Source organism: Pontibacter ummariensis (assembly GCF_900188175.1).
Lineage (GTDB): Bacteria > Bacteroidota > Bacteroidia > Cytophagales > Hymenobacteraceae > Pontibacter > Pontibacter ummariensis.
Genome location: NZ_FZOQ01000017.1, coordinates 32,201 through 51,936 on the forward strand (window position 1 = coordinate 32,201; position 19,736 = coordinate 51,936).

General features: G+C 43.3%; 18 protein-coding genes. 7 read left to right on the plus strand and 11 right to left on the minus strand.

From position 1 onward, the window contains the following. Window positions 1-2 precede the first annotated feature (2 nt). The gene (locus tag CHB92_RS17180; RefSeq protein WP_089320475.1) at window positions 3-560 is read left to right on the plus strand and encodes a helix-turn-helix transcriptional regulator; all 558 of its coding nucleotides are present in this window, start codon (window positions 3-5) and stop codon (window positions 558-560) included. Continuing rightward, window positions 560-1,006, plus strand: a complete 447-nt coding sequence (locus CHB92_RS17185) for a hypothetical protein (protein ID WP_089320476.1) — start codon at window positions 560-562, stop codon at window positions 1,004-1,006. Before CHB92_RS17180 ends, CHB92_RS17185 begins: the two co-directional genes overlap by 1 nt. Before the next feature lie 50 nt (window positions 1,007-1,056). Here CHB92_RS17185 and CHB92_RS17190 read toward each other — a convergent pair whose 3' ends face one another. The 4 genes from CHB92_RS17190 to CHB92_RS17205 form a co-directional block, all read right to left on the minus strand. Beyond that, window positions 1,057-2,442, minus strand: a complete 1,386-nt coding sequence (locus CHB92_RS17190) for a hypothetical protein (RefSeq protein ID WP_089320477.1) — start codon at window positions 2,440-2,442, stop codon at window positions 1,057-1,059. A 701-nt stretch (window positions 2,443-3,143) separates the two neighbouring features. Beyond that, window positions 3,144-3,353, minus strand: a complete 210-nt coding sequence (locus CHB92_RS17195) for a hypothetical protein (protein WP_089320478.1) — start codon at window positions 3,351-3,353, stop codon at window positions 3,144-3,146. Between the two features lie 20 nt (window positions 3,354-3,373). Continuing rightward, window positions 3,374-4,330, minus strand: a complete 957-nt coding sequence (locus CHB92_RS17200; RefSeq protein WP_089320479.1) for a Nal1-like putative serine protease — start codon at window positions 4,328-4,330, stop codon at window positions 3,374-3,376. Window positions 4,331-4,405: 75 nt separating this feature from the next. Beyond that, window positions 4,406-5,452, minus strand: a complete 1,047-nt coding sequence (locus tag CHB92_RS17205) for a hypothetical protein (protein WP_089320480.1) — start codon at window positions 5,450-5,452, stop codon at window positions 4,406-4,408. A 585-nt stretch (window positions 5,453-6,037) separates the two neighbouring features. Between CHB92_RS17205 and CHB92_RS17210 the strand changes: the two genes are divergently transcribed. From CHB92_RS17210 to CHB92_RS17220, 3 genes are all read left to right on the plus strand, one after another. After that, complete coding sequence (locus tag CHB92_RS17210) at window positions 6,038-6,502, plus strand: hypothetical protein (RefSeq protein WP_144266336.1); 465 nt, start codon at window positions 6,038-6,040, stop codon at window positions 6,500-6,502. Window positions 6,503-6,547: 45 nt separating this feature from the next. Beyond that, entirely contained in the window at window positions 6,548-7,021 is a 474-nt protein-coding gene (locus CHB92_RS17215) for a hypothetical protein (RefSeq protein WP_144266337.1), read from the plus strand. A 156-nt stretch (window positions 7,022-7,177) separates the two neighbouring features. Further along, a complete protein-coding gene (locus tag CHB92_RS17220; protein ID WP_179223088.1) occupies window positions 7,178-8,668 on the plus strand; it encodes a T9SS type A sorting domain-containing protein in 1,491 nt (496 codons plus the stop codon). Between the two features lie 207 nt (window positions 8,669-8,875). On the opposite strand, the gene CHB92_RS17225 is transcribed toward CHB92_RS17220, so the two are convergent. The 3 genes from CHB92_RS17225 to CHB92_RS17235 all read right to left on the minus strand — a co-directional run bounded on the left by CHB92_RS17225 (window position 8,876) and on the right by CHB92_RS17235 (window position 11,197). Next, a complete protein-coding gene (locus tag CHB92_RS17225; protein ID WP_089320484.1) occupies window positions 8,876-9,967 on the minus strand; it encodes a hypothetical protein in 1,092 nt (363 codons plus the stop codon). 11 nt (window positions 9,968-9,978) lie between these two features. Then, window positions 9,979-10,524, minus strand: a complete 546-nt coding sequence (locus CHB92_RS17230; RefSeq protein WP_089320485.1) for a hypothetical protein — start codon at window positions 10,522-10,524, stop codon at window positions 9,979-9,981. Window positions 10,525-10,891: 367 nt separating this feature from the next. Then, window positions 10,892-11,197 (minus strand): hypothetical protein, encoded by a 306-nt coding sequence (locus tag CHB92_RS17235; protein ID WP_089320486.1) that lies wholly within the window; start codon window positions 11,195-11,197, stop codon window positions 10,892-10,894. Between the two features lie 1,025 nt (window positions 11,198-12,222). On the opposite strand from CHB92_RS17235, the gene CHB92_RS17245 reads away from it, so the two are divergent. After that, on the plus strand, window positions 12,223-15,582 hold the full coding sequence (locus CHB92_RS17245; RefSeq protein ID WP_218824273.1) for a patatin-like phospholipase family protein: 3,360 nt from the start codon (window positions 12,223-12,225) through the stop codon (window positions 15,580-15,582). Between the two features lie 152 nt (window positions 15,583-15,734). Continuing rightward, window positions 15,735-16,340 (plus strand): hypothetical protein, encoded by a 606-nt coding sequence (locus CHB92_RS17250; RefSeq protein ID WP_089320488.1) that lies wholly within the window; start codon window positions 15,735-15,737, stop codon window positions 16,338-16,340. A gap of 199 nt (window positions 16,341-16,539) precedes the next feature. Here CHB92_RS17250 and CHB92_RS17255 read toward each other — a convergent pair whose 3' ends face one another. From CHB92_RS17255 to CHB92_RS17270, 4 genes are read right to left on the minus strand one after another with little or no spacing between them, the layout of a single operon-like run. After that, entirely contained in the window at window positions 16,540-17,190 is a 651-nt protein-coding gene (locus tag CHB92_RS17255; protein ID WP_089320489.1) for a response regulator transcription factor, read from the minus strand. Between the two features lie 9 nt (window positions 17,191-17,199). Next, entirely contained in the window at window positions 17,200-17,985 is a 786-nt protein-coding gene (locus CHB92_RS17260) for a sensor histidine kinase (RefSeq protein ID WP_089320490.1), read from the minus strand. 21 nt (window positions 17,986-18,006) lie between these two features. Continuing rightward, window positions 18,007-18,657 carry a hypothetical protein gene (locus CHB92_RS17265; protein ID WP_106219151.1) on the minus strand — a complete coding sequence of 217 codons (651 nt, stop codon included), beginning with the start codon at window positions 18,655-18,657 and terminating at the stop codon, window positions 18,007-18,009. Between the two features lie 55 nt (window positions 18,658-18,712). Then, window positions 18,713-19,138 (minus strand): hypothetical protein, encoded by a 426-nt coding sequence (locus CHB92_RS17270; protein ID WP_089320492.1) that lies wholly within the window; start codon window positions 19,136-19,138, stop codon window positions 18,713-18,715. Window positions 19,139-19,736: the final 598 nt, after the last annotated feature.

The following is a 19,736-nucleotide window of genomic DNA, read 5'->3' on the forward strand; positions in this document are numbered from 1 at the left end:
AAATGGCAACTGATAATATTAGGGAAAAACTCAACAAGATTACTTCCAAGGAACCCTCTAAATGGATGGAGGATGCTAAGTGGCGGAAGGATAATAAAGAGTGGCTGAAAAAATCCCAGGCCATTGCTTTGAAGGTTTTACGTACGCTGAGGGAAAAGAAGATGAAGCAAAATGAATTAGCCAAACTACTGGATGTCTCGGATCAGCAGATCAGCAAAATAGTAAAGGGGAAAGAGAACCTGACCCTTGAGACTATTTCCAAACTTGAAAAGGCACTGGGGATTATCCTTTTTGAGACACCTAAGGAAAGGGTGTCACCAACGATTTATGTACCAAAACAGCAATTTGATTTAGAAATTAAATCAAGTAAAGTAAACCTGATTTTAAATTTTAAGACTTCACAGAGCGAAGTTATTGGGAACATGCTAAAGCAGTATTTAATCACTGGTACCCTAAAGGAAAAAGCGGTGACAGTTTCCCGGGAAGAAAGAAAAGCTTACCCGGTAAGTACTGTCATCTATGAGCCGGAAGAAAACAATAACTACAAGGAGGCTGCTTAATGGAGAATAAAAATCAACCTTTGGGGTTCACCTTACGGCAGATCACGACAGAGCAGTTTGCCACTGTTGCTGAAGCTGTTGCTGAGGGGAAGGAAATAGGCATCAAAGCATCTTTACGTTTCGGCGTTGATCAAGCGCACCGCGTTATAGCAAACTTCTCCAAGTTTGAATTTGACCAGGAGGAGAAGCCCATTCTTATTATAGAGGTGGGATGCCAGTTTGAAGTAGACCCTTCAAGTTGGGGAGAGTTAAAAAGTAATGAAACAGGTGTTATAACACTGCCGAAGGGCTTCGCTGCTCATCTTGCGATGCTAACTGTTGGCACGGCACGCGGCGTGTTACACGCCAAGACAGAGAAAACGCCTTTTAACCAACTTATGCTGCCGACCATCAACGTTGCCAGCATGATCAAGGAGGATGTAGTGCTTTCAGATGTTCCTGTTTAGGAAATGTGGACATTTCTTATTAGCACTTGTTCTGTTTAAAAGAGCATTTGTTAATAAGCTAGTATTTCTTCGGATATCCTTAAAGAAACGTTACTGCTTGCGGAGCCGAGAAAGCCATTTCCCAACATCAATCTCTTATTGTGAATGCTATCCGGCCTTAGTAGGTTAAACCATCGTAGAAAAAGGGCTGCCTCCTCCCTTGTCTCAAAAAGAAGCCTCTTCACAATCTGGCTTTGTCTCCCTTTTGCCGGTCTGTCTTCAATCTTAAGGTACTTGTTGCTGTCAGTGTCCACGATAGTGTACCCTTTATTGGGCAAGTCTGCTTGACGGATCAAAGTGTGGTAAGTTCCCTTGTTTGGTTTTCCAATGTTGTAAAATATCACGTCATCGGATTCTGTGACAGTCTGGCTATTCCGCTTGACCTCTCTATAAACGTAGTCGTATAACACCTCTACGCTCAGAACCGAATCTTTACCCAATACTGGAATGGCATGAAAAACGAACTCAGTATTGACAAGCTTAGGATCTACTGGCTGAGTTCCCTTAAAAAGCGGAGACACCTTGGCAAATTCGTGCTCGACATTCTCCTTTGCTTTGACAGTAAGTTCGATGTTCAGAGGGCCCTCCAAATTGTTTGTAGGCGAACCCTGTAGATAAATGAAGCCAAATCTGTTAGTGAGAGCGCCAGTTTGTGACAGTATCCTTTTACTTAGTGTTACCTCCTCATTTGTTTTGTTTGATAATGAGTAGGATCCTCCTACTGTTGGAGTAGTAGTCGAAGTAGACCCACCCGTGGAGAGGCCACTATCATTATAGGAGGTTCCTGTTGTGCCAAAAGAAACGTTCGCCCCGGCGTTTAAGCTAAAGTTACGAGCATTTTCATTGGTTATTTTGCCAAAATCAACGATGTCATACTTAGTTTGAATGTTATTAAACTTAACGAATTGAAAGTTATCATTGACCAGTTTCATTCGCACCTTTATCTCGCTTATCCTGTTGGCTGTTATATCATTGTTTTTATTGTCCGAAATGTCCAGGAGCAGTTTGACCTGTACTTCTGACTTGTCTTTTATCCCTTCAACTGTTGAGGACGGAGAGTACACGATAGGAACTGCAATTTTTTTCAGGAAGTCTTCAGGCTTTCCTTTGTATTCCTTTCCAAGGACCTCCAGAAGCTTTTCCTGTCCCTCTGGATGCAAATCAAACACGTTCTTTGCAGGCTCTTTCTCAGAAGCTGCTTGAATTGGTTTAGCATATGTGCTGGTAATTTCTACGTACTTCTTAGCATCATCGAGTGTTTCTTGTGCATGTACATCTTTTATTTTCTTGTGGTAGCTTGTTAGCTTTTCCTGGCTAAATGGGTTCAGGGTATTGCATGAGCTGGCCCATAGCATCAAAGCAAAAGAACTAATACCTGTAATAAGAGAGTGCTTCATCTTTTCTCATGATAATGTACGGTTTTACATTTCTTACAAAACTGTGTGGCCCGATCAACGTAATGGCTGTATCGCATTCACCAATCTTGATGTAGTTATTCTTTTCCAGATAAATGGGATTTCTAGAAGGATAATAGTACACCGCGTTCGGTGGAGGACAGGTGTTGAGGACCACCCCTTCTATGCATTCATATTCAAATGCCCATTCATGATAACAGATATAGATGTTTCCTACCATAGCCTAATTGTTGAGCCATTATACATCATTTAAGTTTATGAATAGTAGAGTAAAGGATAGCTATTTCATTTAGGTGAAACTTACCCTTCACTACTGCCTGCCTTTTTAGAAGTTTAAGGCTAAAAAGCTCTTATACAAGATGCTTTTTATATATTGATCTGGCAAGAAGCATCTTTTTTATATAGTCTAACAAAGTAACAAAGTTGCATAAATTAAATATTATTTTACATTGCATGAGTGCTTGGTAGTCACTGCTCCTGAGTAGATATGAATTTTAATGTATAAATAAGGATAATATAAGTGTAAAAAAGTGCTTAAACAGCAAAAGGCCAGCCTTTAGAAGGCCGGACTTTTGCTGTTTAAGAAAACCTATGTCTCAGTGCCTTCGAAGGGGGCCGAGGAGGCGAACGGGGGATTTATTATGTTGTTGTGATCCGTCTAAGCAGGTTTCAAAGAAGCAGGCTTAATAAGCCAAAATATTTCCTGATACCTCAATCCTCACATCAATATCTCCAACTGTAGAAGGTATACTTGTTTTAAAAGGAGCATCTGGATGCAACAGCTTTACAACTACATACTCTTTCCCATTCCTCTCCTTTATCCCGACTCCTACGAAATCCTTATAATCTTTGAATTGATTAAAGAGGGAACGTTTAACTTCAACTGCATCCATACTCACAAAACTAGAACTGTCTATATTATATCAACGTCAAAAGCCTGCAAAACGTTTGAAATTGGATTTGCAAAAGTAGCACTATCCGAACCCGCAAAAAGGAGTCCTACAGCTTTATTAGTTTTCTCTTCAACAATTAATGAACCCGAATCTCCTGGAGCAGAGAATGTACTATCTCTCGAGGAGATTTCAAACTGGTTTTCAAAATTTATAACCCCGTTACCGAATCCAACTTTAATATCCGTGTCGCGCGAAACTATTTCTCCATAAGTTAAGCCGGTAGTCCGGCCAAATTTAACAACTCTCATGCCATTGCGGGGAGCTGTTATTCCTCTTATTTGACCTATATGAGGAATAATGTTAGTGACAGCCTTTGAACTGGCAGGAGCGGCAATGGCTGCATCAACCTGATTTAGTCCACTAAAGTCGAAAGGGACGAAAGATTTTAACCAGGCAACGATATCATGCTGAGCACTTCCTCCATCAGTTGAGCCTGGTTGTAGGATAGGATCACCAACATGGGCATCATTCTCATTTGCCATTACATGGTTGTTGCTCAAGATAAATACATTGCCGTTGTTGTCTTGTACCAAGCAGCCGAATGTCCCGGCAGTAATCAGGTAGTGCCCGATAGAGGCTCCGGGCGGGGCAGGCCTTGCTCTGGTTCGGATTGGAGCGTTGAAGAAATGAATAGGCCCTGTTTCCTCAATGCTTATATCATTGGGTTTTACTCCTATGGATTGACTGATTTGCATCACGTCGTTCCGGTCAAGTGCAGAAACTGTCAAAAGCCTAATATAGTAATCTCCGTTTCCAGACTGACCCAGTCCGACACCGCTTATCCTTGAACTAAAATTGGCAAGTAAAGCCGTTTCCCTGCGCTCCAACAAGCTGAAAGATTTGATTAGAGCGCTTGGCCTTGTGATAAAGGCTTCAGAGAGTTTATTTTTGAAATGAATGGCATTTGGTTGCTTCATAGTTTAGACTGTTTAAGACTTTTGGCAGGTCTATTAGTGCAGCGAATCTGTAGGACCACTACAACTAAACAGTTCCTACTCAAACGTTAGTTTCAGCTGATTCTTAGAGGTCCTGTAATTTCTTCCCTGGCTTGTCTCTATCATCGTTCCACCCTCAAACGTTGCTGTTACAATAGACACAGCATAGGTAGTGTTAACCGCTTCACCAGTTTCTGATAGTTTTCTTGAAATGTCTAGCACACAAGCAATGCGGCTTCCATTGCGAAATGGTATCCGGGCTTTCACCACGTCTTCTTTAAAGTCTTGATCTTTCATGTAGAAATCGATAGAGTGTCCGGTTTTCAGGTATATTCCTTTCCACTTGTAATTGCCTGGTTTTAGAACAGGGGAGATGATCTCTACCACTGCCTGCTCATCTCTTATTGGGGGTAACTCATCTGTTGATACTATAAACTGGCTGAAATCCTGGTACACTACGCTTACAGGCGCTCCTGCTTCCTGGTTGTCAGATGTCAGCCTAGTAAAAGAGACTTGGGTAACTTTCGGGTAGCTGTTGAGGGCCTTGTAAAAGCTGGACCTATGCTTCAGAACCTTATAGCTGGTATCGTTGATGTGCGTTACGACTTGAGTCACGTTTATGACAGGGCTTACCCGGCTTGCCTCGTTCAATTCCCGTTCATGCTGCCTCATGTCCAAACGGAGCCTGTGGTTTTCCAGCTCGTTGCGTTCTATCTCGGTCTTTATTTTCTGTTGCTCCAGTCTTCCCTGCTCTACTTCGTTACGGAGCTTCTGCTTTTCCAGCTCCTCTACTTCAGGGTCAGTAGTAAGCTTATGTAGTAAATATCCACTGGGCACAGTAGTAGCTACACTGGTGATAATGGCTAACAGCGTCGTTAAGACAAATTGGTTTTTCGCGAGGAGCTTAAACCGCTCTCGCAGGCCTCCTTCTGCATACGCTTCCGTCTCTATCCTGATCTCGATGCCTGTAATAGAAGAGATCTCCCGGATGATAGCTAATAGCTCCGACTCGCACTTATTCCGAACGAAAGCATCCATGGAATGGGAGGAGTCGGAGAAGAAGTAATGCAGTTCGAGCTTGTTTACTAAGGGGGCGTTTACCATGTAAGGGTAGTTGTTTGTGATGCATTCAAAAGCACAAACAAGATATATAATTTTAGGAAACGGACTGTGCCGTTTCAGCTTTAAATGTAAAGAGCGCTTTCAGGTTACTCCCACCCTGATGGTGTCCTTATCTGAACAGGATGTCCTGAACTTCATTATAGTTGTCTTTACTGATGCTAACAAGACCTTTTAAGTAATGGCAACTGCACCCTTGCGCAAACCTTTTTAGCTACTACCTGTCAAAACCTATCTACAGTGGGTTGCACCAACTTGCCGGCACGCTCACTTCCAACAGCCGAGGAAAGGGCTCTCCCTTTAAAGCTTATCGCGGTGCACTAAAGTAGTTTCAACAGCAACAATTATGCTGGCTACCAGTGTTTTGCATGGGGAAAGTCACTGTGATTATTCGTGGAGTTTAAAAGTGTAATTAGTGCGTGTTTTATGCAAATTCATGTGTCCGCTACTGAGAGTTTAGCTAAGCCATAAGATGAGACGCCATTTGCTGTAGGCGTAAAAGATCATTCTGCAAGACGAGTGGTGCAAGACGCTACAGGTGTATAATTCTTCACTAAAACCACTATTGTTATGAAACAAAGATTAACTCTCTTCATGGTGTTGCTTGCTATCTGTGCTGGTTCCCTGCATGCTCAGACTGTTAGTAACAACGGTTTCTATCGTATAAGCGTGCGCCAGATAACCTCTGCTAACCCTCGTGTACTAGGCCCTGTTCTTGCGGCTGGGACGCCCTTGCAGGAAGGCCAGTTTTACAATGTGCAGATAGAAGCACTGGATACATCTCCTTACTCTTATACCCCTCTTATTCATGCCTATCGTTTCGATGGGTTTGTTTATGGTTACTTCTCATCCTCTTCTACCTGGGTCACTTACTCCACAGAAGAAGTAGCCAAGGATGCTGCTTATAATAAAATAAACTTTGATATAAAGACTTATACAGGGGCTGACTTTTTACCTGATGTCTATATGAGAATTGAATGTTATACACCAATGCCCTATTCTTACCATAAAAAAGACTCGGTCATATTCCCGTGATCAGTTACTTTGAAGAGTTATTGTTTAAATAAAAGCTAAAAGACCATGAGAAACATATTAATACTTATCCCTATGATCGTGTTACTTCTCTCCTGCAACGAACAGGAGGGAGAAGAGGTAACGGTAGACAACGTAAGCCTTTATAGTGCTGACATAAAGCAAATGGCGGGCACCAAGGCAAGTACGAACTTTAGTGCGAAGTTGGTGGATCTAAGCGGACATGAAGTGACGGACCAGTCCCAGATAAAGGCGAACAGCATTTATTTAATCCGGGTAGAAAGTGGATCTCCGGCTTACTTTAGGATTAAGTTTGCTGATGGTTTCACTGTGATAGATGCACCTAAAGGGAACCAAAGCGGGGATGAACCAGGCCCTCCTTCTACCACAGCCACATTCACCATAAAGACCAATGAAGACGCTGCGTCAGGTGTTTATGTAAATATTGTTCCCATACATAAAGATGGGAACGCTGTAATAAGGGAGCGGTCTAAAAATTTCTTGTTTCCTGAAACACGTTAATAAACTTACCTGTAAATGAGATATAACCCGGTAGCTTTCACAGGGTTATATCTCATTTTTCCTATCTTGCAGAAAGCCTGCACCGTTATGAGAAGTCTGCTCCTTTTGCTTCTACTATTTTTACTAAGCCGAGGTGCCTGGGCTCAGAAGGAGGCTATGCACTGGTACTTTGGTAACAGGGCAGGGCTGGATTTTAGCAGTGGCGCGGCTGTTCCGTTACTTGATGGGGCCCTGGTTACAGAGAGTGCTGCCACCGTTATATCTGACAAAGAAACGGGAGACTTACTTTTTTACACGAATGGCAGGAACATCTGGAATAAGGAACACCGCCTGATGCCCGGAAGTAACGAGTTTGAGGAAAACTGCCCCTCGGCCATAAGCCAGCCATCGCTTATAGTGCCTGTACCTGGCAATGGACACCGCTACTATGTCTTTTCCATACACTTTAGCCCCCCAGCAGACGAGCATAATTGTGATTTTGGGTATATCGTTGATGCAATAGAGCCTGAATACAGCTGTGAGTTGCGCTACTCGCTGGTGGACATGCGCCTGGATGGTGGAAGGGGGGACATGGTGCCCGATCAAAAGAACATCCTGCTTCAGCAGAGCATTACGGAGAAAATGACGGCTATACCGCATAGTAATGGCAGGGACTATTGGCTGCTTACCCATGCCTGGAATAGTGATGCTTTCTATATAAGACTTGTTACAGCTGATGGTATCTCAGAGCCGGACATACAGCACATTGGGTCCACGCATGAAAGTAAAGTGTATGCAGGAAAAGCAGACAACAGTGAGATCAGGGGCATGATGAAGGCCGCCCCGAACGGAAAGAAACTGGCTTGTGCCGTCGATGCAAACCAGGAGCGTCCTTTTGACCTCTTTGATTTTAATCCTGCCAGTGGCCAGCTTTCTAACTATGTCAATTTAGGTTACCTGGAGGCGCAGTACGGACTGTCTTTCTCGCCGGATAATTCAAAGCTGTACGTCAGCTGCCAAAGTCCTGCCAGAACTGTTGCCAAAGATGTGATCCGGCAGTATGACCTGGCGAGGGATAGCGAAGAGGCGGTCATCGCTTCAGGTCAAAGTATTATCCAAGGCAACCCTGACACGAACATCCCCTCCTCGGCACTCGGTACAGGGTACTACGACCTTCAGATAGGCCCGGACGGCAGGATCTACGGGACAAGTTATCATGTTTATAACGAGCCAAACGAACCGCAGGCACACACCATGCTGGTTATAGAGAGGCCTAACGAACCTGGGTATAGTTGTGAGGTCAACTTTAAATCGTTTGACTTCGGAAGTGGCAATGTGGCTTTAGGGCTTCCCAATTTCATTCAATCATACTTTAATGGGTTGGAGCCAGTAGTACAGGAGCCGGAGACTTGTATACCAGCAGTTGAACTGTATCCCAATCCTACAAACAGCACAGTGCAAGTGAACTTAAAAGGGGAGTGTGTACAAGACCTTCGCCTGCAAGTCATAAATGCCGTTGGACAGCAAGTAATAGACTGTATTCGCATAGATCAATCTGATGCCAAAATAAGTTTATCTGGTTTAGCTGATGGTCTGTATCTGCTTGTCTTTACTACCCCTCAAGGGAAAGTCGTAAAGAGGGTAGTAAAACTCCAGATCCCGAATTAATCTAGGTTGCTCAAAAGCTCAAATCCCGATAAGAGGCGGAGAGAAGTCACTCCTCTAATGTAATTGTTACTTGTGTTAATGTTGGGAATGTAGCTAAATTATATTAGGTCCTTAGCCGTAGCAGTTTTTAGAGGTATAGATCCAACGCTTCTGTTAACGAATTCCTTGTTGGTCTGAGGCAACGTCAGGTTATTTTAGATGAAAAGGTTACCAGTGATATAGACTGTCAAAAACACTAATGATGGCTGGTTCTTCACAGTCTTTTAAGTTTGTTAAACTTGCAAGCGTAGAGGATAAGCCAAGTACAGCACTGACTACACTTAAAGGAGCAGATTCTGCTGTAACAGCTGCAGTCAGGGCAAGGGAGGCGCTACCTACTCCAGCACCAACTGCAATTATCTTGTTTAAAAGTGTTACTTGCCTTTTGTTCATTTCAATGATGTCTTTATGGAGTGTGGCAGCTAAAGCTTCTACACTGTTCTCCCCATTTAGAATGCCTCCGGAAGTAATCCTGGAAAGGTACTTCGTATAGAAGTCCTTTTTAGAGGAAACAATCGCAACGTATTGAGATAAGGGTATGTCAAGGGCTACGTAAAATTCAGTCTCTTTTAACAGTTTTTCAGTTAAAAGAGCCCCCAGGATACTTCTATAAGCAACCTCACCACCACTTCTACCTATGGACTCAACATGATCAATTTGCCTATTAATTATTGCGTTATAGGTGTCATGTGATTCTGCTATTGTGAAAGGCTGAAGGTGACAGGCTTTGGTAATAGATAGGGTGTTTAAAAGGCTTACTAATTCAGGTGAAAGCGCTGTCTTATCTGCGACTTCCATTATGACCTGTTTAGTCTCTTCGTTCCAGTAAAACGGGCTGGGTACGATCACCACTCTGCCTGCTTTTGCTAAGGGTAACGCAGCGACAAGAGACAAGGCAGTTGCCCCTAAGTGAGCCAGGTTGATAAACTTAAATTCCTTTCTAGAGAGTATCCGCTCAAACAGGTAATCCATAAGCACCACCCTGTCAGCTAACAGGAATCCTACTTTAAGGGCAGCTTCAAGGTCATTTACCAGGCCAAAAAGTCCGGCTTGTAGGAAAGCATCCTGCTTAGAGGTTACTACTGTTACTGCACTGGCGCTAGTAGCCCATATATTTTGGAGATCTTCCTTTAGCTTCTTTACTGCTTCTTCATTAATGTTTTCTTTCAAAAGTACATGAGTGCCGTCTGCTGTCATCTCAATGTTAAGATTTCGCTGTACAGCTTCAATATAGTTGATTGTGAAGTGGTTATAGTGCATGCTGTTTTATGCTAGAAAAACGTGTAAGGACAGTCCCGTTGCAGCATCTCCCTTATGCGCTCATGCGCAGCCTCTTGCTTTTGCCCATCCAGTAAAGCTATATATTTCTGTGTCTCTTCCAGCCTGTTAAATTTTACGACCTGGGCCCTCACCACACAACCGATAGCCTCAAGATCTTGTTCAAAGCCTTTGTTGTAGTTCACAGCGAAGTTTAAGACATCCTGATACACATCGTCGGGTATTTTAACGGTACACAAAATCTTAAAGTGTGGCATGTCACCACCCCATAAAAGACCCTCTTCTAGGTCTAAGGACGCCTTCGTATGAGCCCAGAAACTTGGCTTGCTTATTTCCCACAAGTACATCAGGTAGTCAGAGATATAATCCTCCTGGTATTGTCTGATGTTTACGTTTTGGTAAACTTCGCTTTCATTGAAAGACTCTACAATGCTCTTGGCCTCTCTCTTACTTTTTTTCGCAAGCATGTGGTGTCTGTCTTCAACCCAGTACTGCTCCATCAGCTTTCTTTTGAATTCTTTTTTGTCTTCTTCGTTCATATTTCTTTAACAATGCTTTATGGGTGACATAAGCAACATTACGACCAACTCAACTGTACAAGATACAGCAGCATGAGCCCTTGATACTTTTAGTTCAGTATAGTAAATGCTTATTGTTCAGTTTGTTAAGCAAACGAAGGTTACAGGAGCAGGAGTTCGTATATGACTTATATAGGTTTTCCCATAAGTCATATACGAAAGGAGCAGGCCTCTACACCTGTTACTTTTGTCATGCGGCCCAAACTTTACGCTTTAATAAAGGAGCATAGGAAAGGTTTACAAATACATAGCTTATACTTTGACTGAACCTCTCTTTTGTGAACTCAGCGTTATTTGTGTGACAGTTGTCCCTGTTGTTCTTAACTAGCTAAGCTAAAACGATATCTATTTTCCTTTTTCGCTCTATTTTGATTACTTCTAAGAAGTAGTTGCCATCAACCCACACACTATCTTCGGGAGCTGCATGATCAACGCCAACAAAGAACTCTCTCTTTTCTTCATTGTATTCGTGGTACACGGATTTGACTTTATCGCCTACTGATAGTCTTGATCCGGGTTTTAGTTCCAGCTCTCCGCCACTTTCATAAATAGCAGTATTGTTCTGAATGTCTATCACCCTATCTCCTGATACAGGTAGTCTGTTGACTACCTCTTTTATTGACTTCACTCTCATTGTTTAGTGGTTTTTTACCTTGATAACCTTGTTTTGCTACTTGTGCTGTATGGTATAGAACTTTATTTATTAGAAGCTTAAGCATTGATAAAATCAATAGAACTTCCGTTACTTAGTTTGACTTCTTACTTAATATGTGTCACAAGTCGCTCTTTCCCTGCACTGAAATACGTCGTTAATAGGTCTTGGTGACTGTAGAGTTTGTTACTAAAAATGCGTTTAACCAGTAGAAATAACTGTTGTTTGATCAAAGGGGAAGACATATTTGTACTCTGTATTTACTGGTGACTTATGCTTATAAATATACGCTGCCTCTACTCTTATTCTATCTTGGCTCTGGACACAAGCTGTAGAAAAGCATAGCTCGTTGTCTTTCTGAACATACTTCAACCAGTCAGTACACTTTTCATGGGACGCAGTTCTGCCTCCTACGTCACCGGCTTCGCCAATATAAATTAGATGACTCAAGGGAACTGTGTTACTATTAGCGTTGTAACTCGCCTCGTAAACAAAGTAAACCCTTGAGTGGTTAGGAAACCCGTTCTTATTCCGATCTCTCCAATAACCCTGGTTTTCAGTTCTAAATGTTTGTGTAGCCATTGTTTAACAATATGTTATTAGTGCGGATACAGTTGTGTGCTACTACCACTCCTAATTCAAAAACTGGCGTTTCTTTCATCATATATGTTATTTGCTGCCTAATTGCATTCCTGGCAACATGTTTTAAAAGCAAAAGTAGGGCACTCATATTGAGGTGTAAATGTGAAAAATCACAGGTGTTTTTAACATTAATGGTTTTAATTAAAATTTTATATTTACATTATTATAATAGTTGACTAAGAGGAGGGGCTTTAAGGTGCTACCGGTAGACACCCTCCGCCCCTTGTAGTAGTTACAGGGAAGAGGAACAATTTGTCCCTGCAGAAACAGCGCACATGTAACAGGCATATCTAACTAATGCTGCGCCTGGATAAGTGATAGATATATTGTGAAGGTAGCTGAGAAATTTTATCCTATGAGCAATTATGGGTGTTGTACTAGATTTAACCGCCAGAAGCGTTGCTTACGTCACTCTCATGCAGGACGTGATGAGGCAGGAAAAAGAAGCTTCCCCTTCAGATAAGGAACTGGCCCTCCTGTTGGAAGTACCGATACAAGAAGTCGCAAGCCAGTTAAGGGATGCTTTTTCAAGTAACGAAAGGCTGAGGGAACGGGTAGTTGAACTTGTTTGGACGTGTGAGAAAAAGCCTGATTGGGGTATGGCAGAAGACATGTTTATACTTCGAGCCAGCAGGCTTCTGTCCCGGCTTCATAAGAGACGAAAGTACATACAGAAGCAGCTGAGGATCTATAACACCCTTATAAGGGGAAAAGACAAAGCGATACTTGCCGCTGATGATTATACTTTCCCGGCCCCTCACCAGTGGAGGGAGGCAATTCGTTCCTTGTTATATAATCAGCCTAAAGACCGTGTAGGTTTTACCTATGCCATAGAGTATCTGCCACTACTGATCATATTGGCCATGGGGGGAGGTGACTATACCGCAAAGCAACAAAGAATCCTTCAGGAATGGTGGCTGTTTAAGGGGAGGGAGAGAAGTGTGCTAACGGAGGAGGAGAGGCAATTTTGCAGGGAATGGAGGCCAAAGGGCCCGAGCGTTGGCCCAGAGGAGCTGCTTGTAAACGAGGATGCACTCCTGAGGAGTTTACGCAGCCAAGAGGTGCCCTTGCCGTTCGAGATGATTTTTGGAGACGAACTGAAAGAAATAGAGAGGTCACGTCATGCTCGTCATCAAGCTCGCTGCTTAGTATATGACGCTGATCCTCTTAGGTTTGCGGAGAATATGAATCTTAGAGCTTTAGCCCTTTCGGGCGGTGGTGTCCGCTCCGCAACCTTTAACCTGGGAATACTGCAAGGGTTGGCTAAAGCAGGGCTGTTGTCAACGTTTGATTACATGTCAACTGTTTCTGGAGGAGGATATATCGGTTCCTGGCTAGGGGCGTGGATCCAGCGGGACGGGGATGTCTTCAAAGTTATTGATCGTTTGAATCCTGATAAGTCCAGAGATCCGCAAGGCGAAGAGGTACGACCAATCAGGTGGCTACGCATGCACAGCAATTACCTGACACCGAATACAGGTATAATGTCAGTCGATTCCTGGACAATGGGACTTACATGGTTCCGGAACACCCTTATTAACCAGCTTATCATTCTGCTCCTGTTCTGTAGCGTACTTAGCCTGGGCGGCTTACTCATGTATATGTGGCTTGATCTGGAGAGAACCTCCTCTACGCAGCTATCTATCGTTTTCTGGTGTAGTTCTGTTATGTTAATATTAGGTTCAGCGCTTGCGGGATGGGGAATGCATGCATATAACAGGAGCATAGGCCCCCCCAACCCTTTTCCATCTGAAAAAATGCCCTTGTTATCCAACGCTTTGATGATACTGGCTGTAGTTACTGCTTATTTAATAAGCGGCTGGCTGTACGGTAAAGAGTGCAACACGGAAGGGTGTTCGGTGTTCACAGGACGGATGGAGGTGCTGTTGCCAATAGCACTGACAGGTTTTGCCGGTCTGCTTATAGTAGCAATTCTGGGGCGTTATGATGACTGCTTTCCGGACTATAAAACTTCTTATGAGCGAACATTAGCTTATGTTTTCCTTATCTTTTCTTCCGCTCTTTCTGCCTCGGTAGGGTTAGTGCTGCTAGCTTTTGTTTGGGATCTAATGCAGCTGGTGAAGGGGTGGGAGTTTGGTGAGCCCAGCTACTACTTGGCTTTTACAGTTGGCATACCTTTGGTACTGGAGGTTATTAGTCTTACGGTGGTGGCCCGTATGGCCCTTCTGGGGCGTCTTTTTCCTGATGAACGGCGCGAATGGTGGGGGCGGATGGGTGCTTTGGTTCACAGAGTGTCTTTTGCCTGGTTGTTAGTAGCCGGCGCGGCCCTGTTAAGTGAGGTATTGTTCGTGCATGGGGTAATAAAGTGGAGTTCTAAGCTTGTAGCGGTGACAGGCGGCTGGGCCGTTATAATCGGGCTGGCTGTTAAGGTTGCTTTCAGTTCCCGAACCTCACCACAGCACGAACTTGCTAACAGAGGCCCTTCTCCTCTCGACATGTTTGTTCGCGTCGCACCCTATCTTTTCGGGCTGGGATTCTTAATTGTTGCTTCTAACATTGTTTATTGGTTGCTAAGGTACCCATGGCTGAAATACTCACCTGATGAGGTTCCTCCTTTATCTTGGGCGTTATGCTTGACAGCAGTCTTCTGCTCTCTGTCCCTTTTGCTTACCTGGCGAGTTGGAGTGAATGAGTTCTCAATGCATCACTTTTACCGGAACAGGCTGGTGAGAGCCTTTTTAGGGGCAACGCGCCGACGCACAAACAGGGAAAGAACCGCGAACACATTTACTGGTTTTGATAAGCTTGATGATCTAAAACTCGCCGACTTGTCCGGCGAAAAGTACAGTGGCCCTTATCCTATAATTAATGCAACATTAAATGCGACCCAAGTGTCTGACTTGGACAGACAGGACAGGAAGGGGGAAGCCTTTGTATTCACACCCCTTTACTGTGGCTTTGACTTTAGCAGAACAAGGGCATTAGGCATGTCGGCTACAAAGTCCTATGAGTATGGCTATAGACCCACACACAGTTATGCATATCCGGGAGGACCTGCAGTAGGTACAGCAATGGCCATATCAGGAGCTGCGGCAAACCCAAATCAAGGCCACCATTCCTCCGCTGCAACTGCCTTTTTACTAACGGCTTTTAACGTTCGGTTGGGGTGGTGGATGGGCAACCCGCGCCGAAGCACTTGGAAGCGGCCTGACCCAAGACTTGGCCTTGCTTATGTGGTGTATGAAATGGCCGGTAAATCAAATTCGAAAGATAATTATATATGTTTATCCGACGGCGGACACTTTGACAATATGGGACTTTATGAGTTGGTACGGCGGCGTTGTCGGTTGATTGTCTTGGGGGACGGAGAGCAGGATAGCCTATTTACCTGTGAAGGGCTTTCAAATGCTATACGACGGTGTAGGATAGACTTTGGAGTTGAGATCCAGATAGACCTAACACCTGTTACCAAACGCGATTCAGGCACAAAGTACTCAATACATCACTATGCAATAGGTAAGATCAGATATCCTGGAGATCCGCCTCAGGGCGCATCCGGCACTTTAGTGTACTTTAAGTCATCACTTACAGGAGATGAGCCTGTGGATGTGAGAGAATATGCTATATCAAACCCTGCCTTTCCACATCAGTCTACTGGCGATCAGTTTTTCGATGAGTCCCAGTTTGAAAGCTATCGTCGCCTCGGGCTACACATTGTGGAGAAAGCTTTGCAGGATTCTGGAACAAGAAATGCTTTACTGTGACCCCTGTTCTATCACAGGGAATTGCTTTCTGATGCGGGGCTTTGTTTTGGGACTGGTTTATAGATGTCTTGTTTGAAGGCAGCGGCAGAATTGTGTCTGCCCAACATCATTTGTCTGTACTATAGAATTGTTTTACCATTTAAATTATTATTATGATACGTGTAAGACTTGAAATCGACAAGGTTCGGATACACCGGCCGAAGGAAAGGTGGAGACTTTATTTCGTTATCCTAGCGGAGCATCCCGATGGCAATGACAAAATGATCTTAACCACTCTGCCTCAGGAACCCTTCAGGTTGTCCCCCAGGCATAACAACTCCTACTCTTTTGACACAGATCAAGTGGGTGCGGAAGGCTTGTTCGTGTTAAGCAGGGAAATACCTGAAGATAGGGAACTGAACGTCCATATTTATTTAAGGCACACCAGAAAGTCTACGAGAAACTTAGGTGAAATTCTAAAGGAGGTAGAGAGCGGTATAGGAGGGGACGCTTTTGGCATCGTGCAGGGGATTGCTGGCACAGCAACCGTGCCTTGGTTAATTATTGCTAAAAGGGCTGTTCCCTTAGTTGGTAAAATACTGACTAGCATACCAGACAGGGATTTTGGGTTTCTAAGTGCCTTTGAGCGATTTGGAAGCGAGTTCGAAGAACAGGGAGAAATTGATAGGGAGAAGAACTTTACAGGGGACGCTTCATTGGTATATAGCTGGTCTGTAGATGAACATAGTGTCTTAGAAAGTGGTATGGCTACAAAGTAGTAGAAAAGACACCACCATGATAAAACTTTATCTGGGTGGTGTCTTTATATTATCCTAGGTGCGATCAGGGTAGGATACAAGTGATAGAGAATAGTGGAGTAACCTGTACATTGAGAGGTAGTGAATAATGCAGTAGCTGTAGAGGATAGGGATATAGTCCGATTTGTGTTAAGTGCGCTTGAAAACAGCTATAGTTATTCTAGTCAAGCTTGACAATTCCATATTTAATAGCGTAGGTAACCAGACCTATTCTGGAAACTACCTCTAGTTTTTTAAACAAGATTTCTCTGGTTGACTCTACTACTCTTTTAGAAACATTCATGATGGGGGCAAAGGATTTGTAAGGAAGCTCGGTGCAGGCAAGCTTAAGGAATTCGATTTCCCTGTCTGTCAGATGAACGATGCCTTGCTTGTTGCCTTTAAGATCCCTTTTGAGAATGTCGCTTATACTGTTTGAGTAGTAACTTCCGTTTGTCTCCAAGGCGTCCAGCGCCATTCGTAGCTCAGAGGGATCCGCGTTTTTAAGGATATAACCGTCTACGCCGCACTTGAGCATACGAAGCACGGTTTCCTCATCATTACTCATGGACAGGGCAAGTATTTTAACATCAGGGTGGTTCTCCTGCAGCCACTTGGCGGTCTCAAAGCCATCCATTACAGGCATACTGATATCCAGAAGCACTATGGAGGGGATGTTTTCTGGAAAAAGTTTCCTAATAAAATCTTTTCCATTTTCAGCTTCAAGTGTGACGCTATAACCGCTAAACCCGTTAATTAACTCCATGATTCCTTTGCGGAAGAGCTTGTGGTCATCGACCAGCGCTACTTTAGTTGTACTAATTGTCTGCATAGTATATTCTTAATTAAATGGAAGTTCTAGGAGAACAAGGCTGCCTAAGCCTGGCTTACTTTCAACGTGGAGAGTAGCGCCGATTAATTTTGCTCGGTAATACATGTTATGAATACCTGTACCTTGCGCCAGGACTTCTCCGGGAGAAGTGGAAGACGCAATGAAACCCTTGCCATCATCTGTAATGCTAAGAGACAGCCTGTCAGCCATATAGGTGAGTTTGGCTTTGATGCTATTTGCATCAGCATGCTTGATAATGTTGCTTAATGCTTCCTGGGCAATTCGGTATATAATAAGTTTCTTCTCAGAGTCTAAAGTCCTAACCTCACCGTGAACTTCAATCCCAGTTTCAACTGCACCAGTTCTTTGAATCAGTCCTAACTGAAACTTCAGCAAGTCCGAGAGGCTTTGCTGAGATACGTACTTGCTGTTCAATATCTTAGACAGATTCCGTAAATCTTGAATTGCTTGGTCAAGTAACTCCTTACTGGTATTAACTTTCTGCTGCAATATCGTATTCTCTGCGACGTTCATCGTGCTCATGTTTAGCCTTACTAAGGATAGAACCTGACCTACATTATCATGTATCTCTTGAGAGATAGCAAGAAAGGTTTGTTCCTGCATCTCGAGTTGCGTTTTAAGAATTTCCTTTTGGTAGGCTTCAACCAAGCCTGTTACCTCATCTTGGTGCTGCAAGCGCTTTCTCTGGTATGCTAATGTCATAAAGGTTATAAAAATGGCTAACAGGATAAAGAGGACTGTGCCAATTGAGATAATCAAAAAAGTATCAGGCATGCTACTATAAGTAAGAACGAGCTATAACTCTACGGTTCGAGCACGAGCTTTTAAAGAAAGCAGAAACGCAATCAGGAAGCTTATGTAAAGGAAGTACCCCAGAAACACATTTATATAGTAAAGAGTGTGGGCTAGTTCATAAGATTGTACTAACAATTGGTTCATAAGCCCGTCGACGAAAAAGCTTCCGAGTGAGTAAAAGAACATGCCCGTGTTTACCCAAAATAAGGGTTCTTTTTCGAGTCTAACCACTTTGAGATCAGCAAAGGTTTCTCTGTAGTAAAGCAGAGCCCAGCAGGCAAGCAGTGCGTTTTTTATAGACAGTGCGTAAGAATTGTATTCTGACAGCCCCTGTAAAAAGAGTGTAATGAAGAAAGAGATTAGCAGGTAAATAGGGATAGAGAGAAGAATCGCTCTGCGGTAGGTAAAACTTGTCAGGGCTTTGTAAGCAACTACCGAAAAGAGTGCATACTGTAATGGCGTCAGGATATGATATAAGTACAGGTTACGGGTGTTATTAAATAACAGGTAGGCGGCATATCCTTCAATAAAGAGTGTGGCAAGCAAGGGATATCCTAATGCCTTTAGCGCTTCATGCAAGCGTTTGAAGCTTAATGCCCAAAGAATAAGATTAAGCAGCAAAAGTCCAAAAAAGAAGTTCACTTCCCACATAGGATTGCAATATAAGCAGAGGACTCGGAAGCTCCGGCCCTCTGCTTATGTTTTCTTAAGGCTGCTCTTCGAGGAGACCGTCTGCCGGGCAGTTACTTAGGGGAGGGCATCGACAGCAATCATCCACATATATTGTCTCTTCTTCAGCTGCCAGGGTACCAGCTTCAGTGACTGGAGCCATGAACAGTACATGTTCCCCACTTTCTTCTATGCCATAGTAAACTCGGATAAAAGAACTGCTTGGGCTTTGCTGGATCATTTGTAGCACTGAATCAGTGGTGAAATTTGCTGCCCTGATCATTGTGTTATCCTGTGGAGGCTGTAGGGAAGCAAGCAATTGCTTGTACCGGTCACAGCGCTTTTTCATCTCTTCAATTGTGGTCTGCTGTTCCACGATTTGATTTAGGGAGGGATCACTGAAGTCGCAGGGCTGAGATTTAGCCAGAACATCATCTTTCTGTCGTGTTAATAAGATTGGCATAAGAATGGGTTTTAGTTATAAAATTACTTCCCCTAAATAGGGGTAAACAATATTACATCGCAATTCCTGCCACATGCTTTTAAGCAGAAGTGTATTTGTAACTGGCTGATAAGTAATGTTATGAGTAAGGGCCTGTTGGTAAAAACGTGGATTATAACACAAATCTTGGGTAAAAGCACACAATGTTAGTGTGTTATTTCCCTTAATCACAGGGAAATAACACACTAACATTGTGTGAAAGTTCACGTTTGGAGAAGAGTAGTTTCTCTTTATCTTGTGCTATAACTAAATGTGCTATATTTAAAGTAATGTTGTAGCGAGGTAAATGTTTGATCGTGGACGAGCTTTGCCCTCCCTATGTATACTTATTGTAAAGAGCAATGGCTTTTATAATAAAGTGAGACAGTCAACGTATAATCTAGTTCAATTGGTTACAGCCATACATATGACCTGACCGTCTCAATATTACACTTTACTCAAAACTCCCCTTTGTATGAAAAAGTACAGTATAAGTTATTGGTTAGAGCATATAGAAGCCGACTCATAAACACTTCATTCAAAATGTTGTAGCTTTTTAGGAGAACTTTAATTTGTTGTA

Bases quoted from the DNA above. Each gene is read 5' to 3' on its own strand.
- CHB92_RS17200 (WP_089320479.1), bottom strand. From the start codon at position 4,330: ATGAAGCAACCAAATGCCATTCATTTCAAAAATAAACTCTCTGAAGCC.
- CHB92_RS17265 (WP_106219151.1), bottom strand. From the start codon at position 18,657: ATGTGGGAAGTGAACTTCTTTTTTGGACTTTTGCTGCTTAATCTTATT.
- CHB92_RS17255 (WP_089320489.1), bottom strand. From the start codon at position 17,190: ATGCAGACAATTAGTACAACTAAAGTAGCGCTGGTCGATGACCACAAG.
- CHB92_RS17210 (WP_144266336.1), top strand. From the start codon at position 6,038: ATGAAACAAAGATTAACTCTCTTCATGGTGTTGCTTGCTATCTGTGCT.
- CHB92_RS17190 (WP_089320477.1), bottom strand. From the start codon at position 2,442: ATGAAGCACTCTCTTATTACAGGTATTAGTTCTTTTGCTTTGATGCTA.
- CHB92_RS17260 (WP_089320490.1), bottom strand. From the start codon at position 17,985: ATGCCTGATACTTTTTTGATTATCTCAATTGGCACAGTCCTCTTTATC.
- CHB92_RS17270 (WP_089320492.1), bottom strand. From the start codon at position 19,138: ATGCCAATCTTATTAACACGACAGAAAGATGATGTTCTGGCTAAATCT.
- CHB92_RS17205 (WP_089320480.1), bottom strand. From the start codon at position 5,452: ATGGTAAACGCCCCCTTAGTAAACAAGCTCGAACTGCATTACTTCTTC.
- CHB92_RS17235 (WP_089320486.1), bottom strand. From the start codon at position 11,197: ATGAGAGTGAAGTCAATAAAAGAGGTAGTCAACAGACTACCTGTATCA.
- CHB92_RS17230 (WP_089320485.1), bottom strand. From the start codon at position 10,524: ATGAACGAAGAAGACAAAAAAGAATTCAAAAGAAAGCTGATGGAGCAG.
- CHB92_RS17225 (WP_089320484.1), bottom strand. From the start codon at position 9,967: ATGCACTATAACCACTTCACAATCAACTATATTGAAGCTGTACAGCGA.
- CHB92_RS17195 (WP_089320478.1), bottom strand. From the start codon at position 3,353: ATGGATGCAGTTGAAGTTAAACGTTCCCTCTTTAATCAATTCAAAGAT.
- CHB92_RS17220 (WP_179223088.1), top strand. From the start codon at position 7,178: ATGCACTGGTACTTTGGTAACAGGGCAGGGCTGGATTTTAGCAGTGGC.
- CHB92_RS17185 (WP_089320476.1), top strand. From the start codon at position 560: ATGGAGAATAAAAATCAACCTTTGGGGTTCACCTTACGGCAGATCACG.
- CHB92_RS17245 (WP_218824273.1), top strand. From the start codon at position 12,223: ATGGGTGTTGTACTAGATTTAACCGCCAGAAGCGTTGCTTACGTCACT.
- CHB92_RS17215 (WP_144266337.1), top strand. From the start codon at position 6,548: ATGAGAAACATATTAATACTTATCCCTATGATCGTGTTACTTCTCTCC.
- CHB92_RS17250 (WP_089320488.1), top strand. From the start codon at position 15,735: ATGATACGTGTAAGACTTGAAATCGACAAGGTTCGGATACACCGGCCG.
- CHB92_RS17180 (WP_089320475.1), top strand. From the start codon at position 3: ATGGCAACTGATAATATTAGGGAAAAACTCAACAAGATTACTTCCAAG.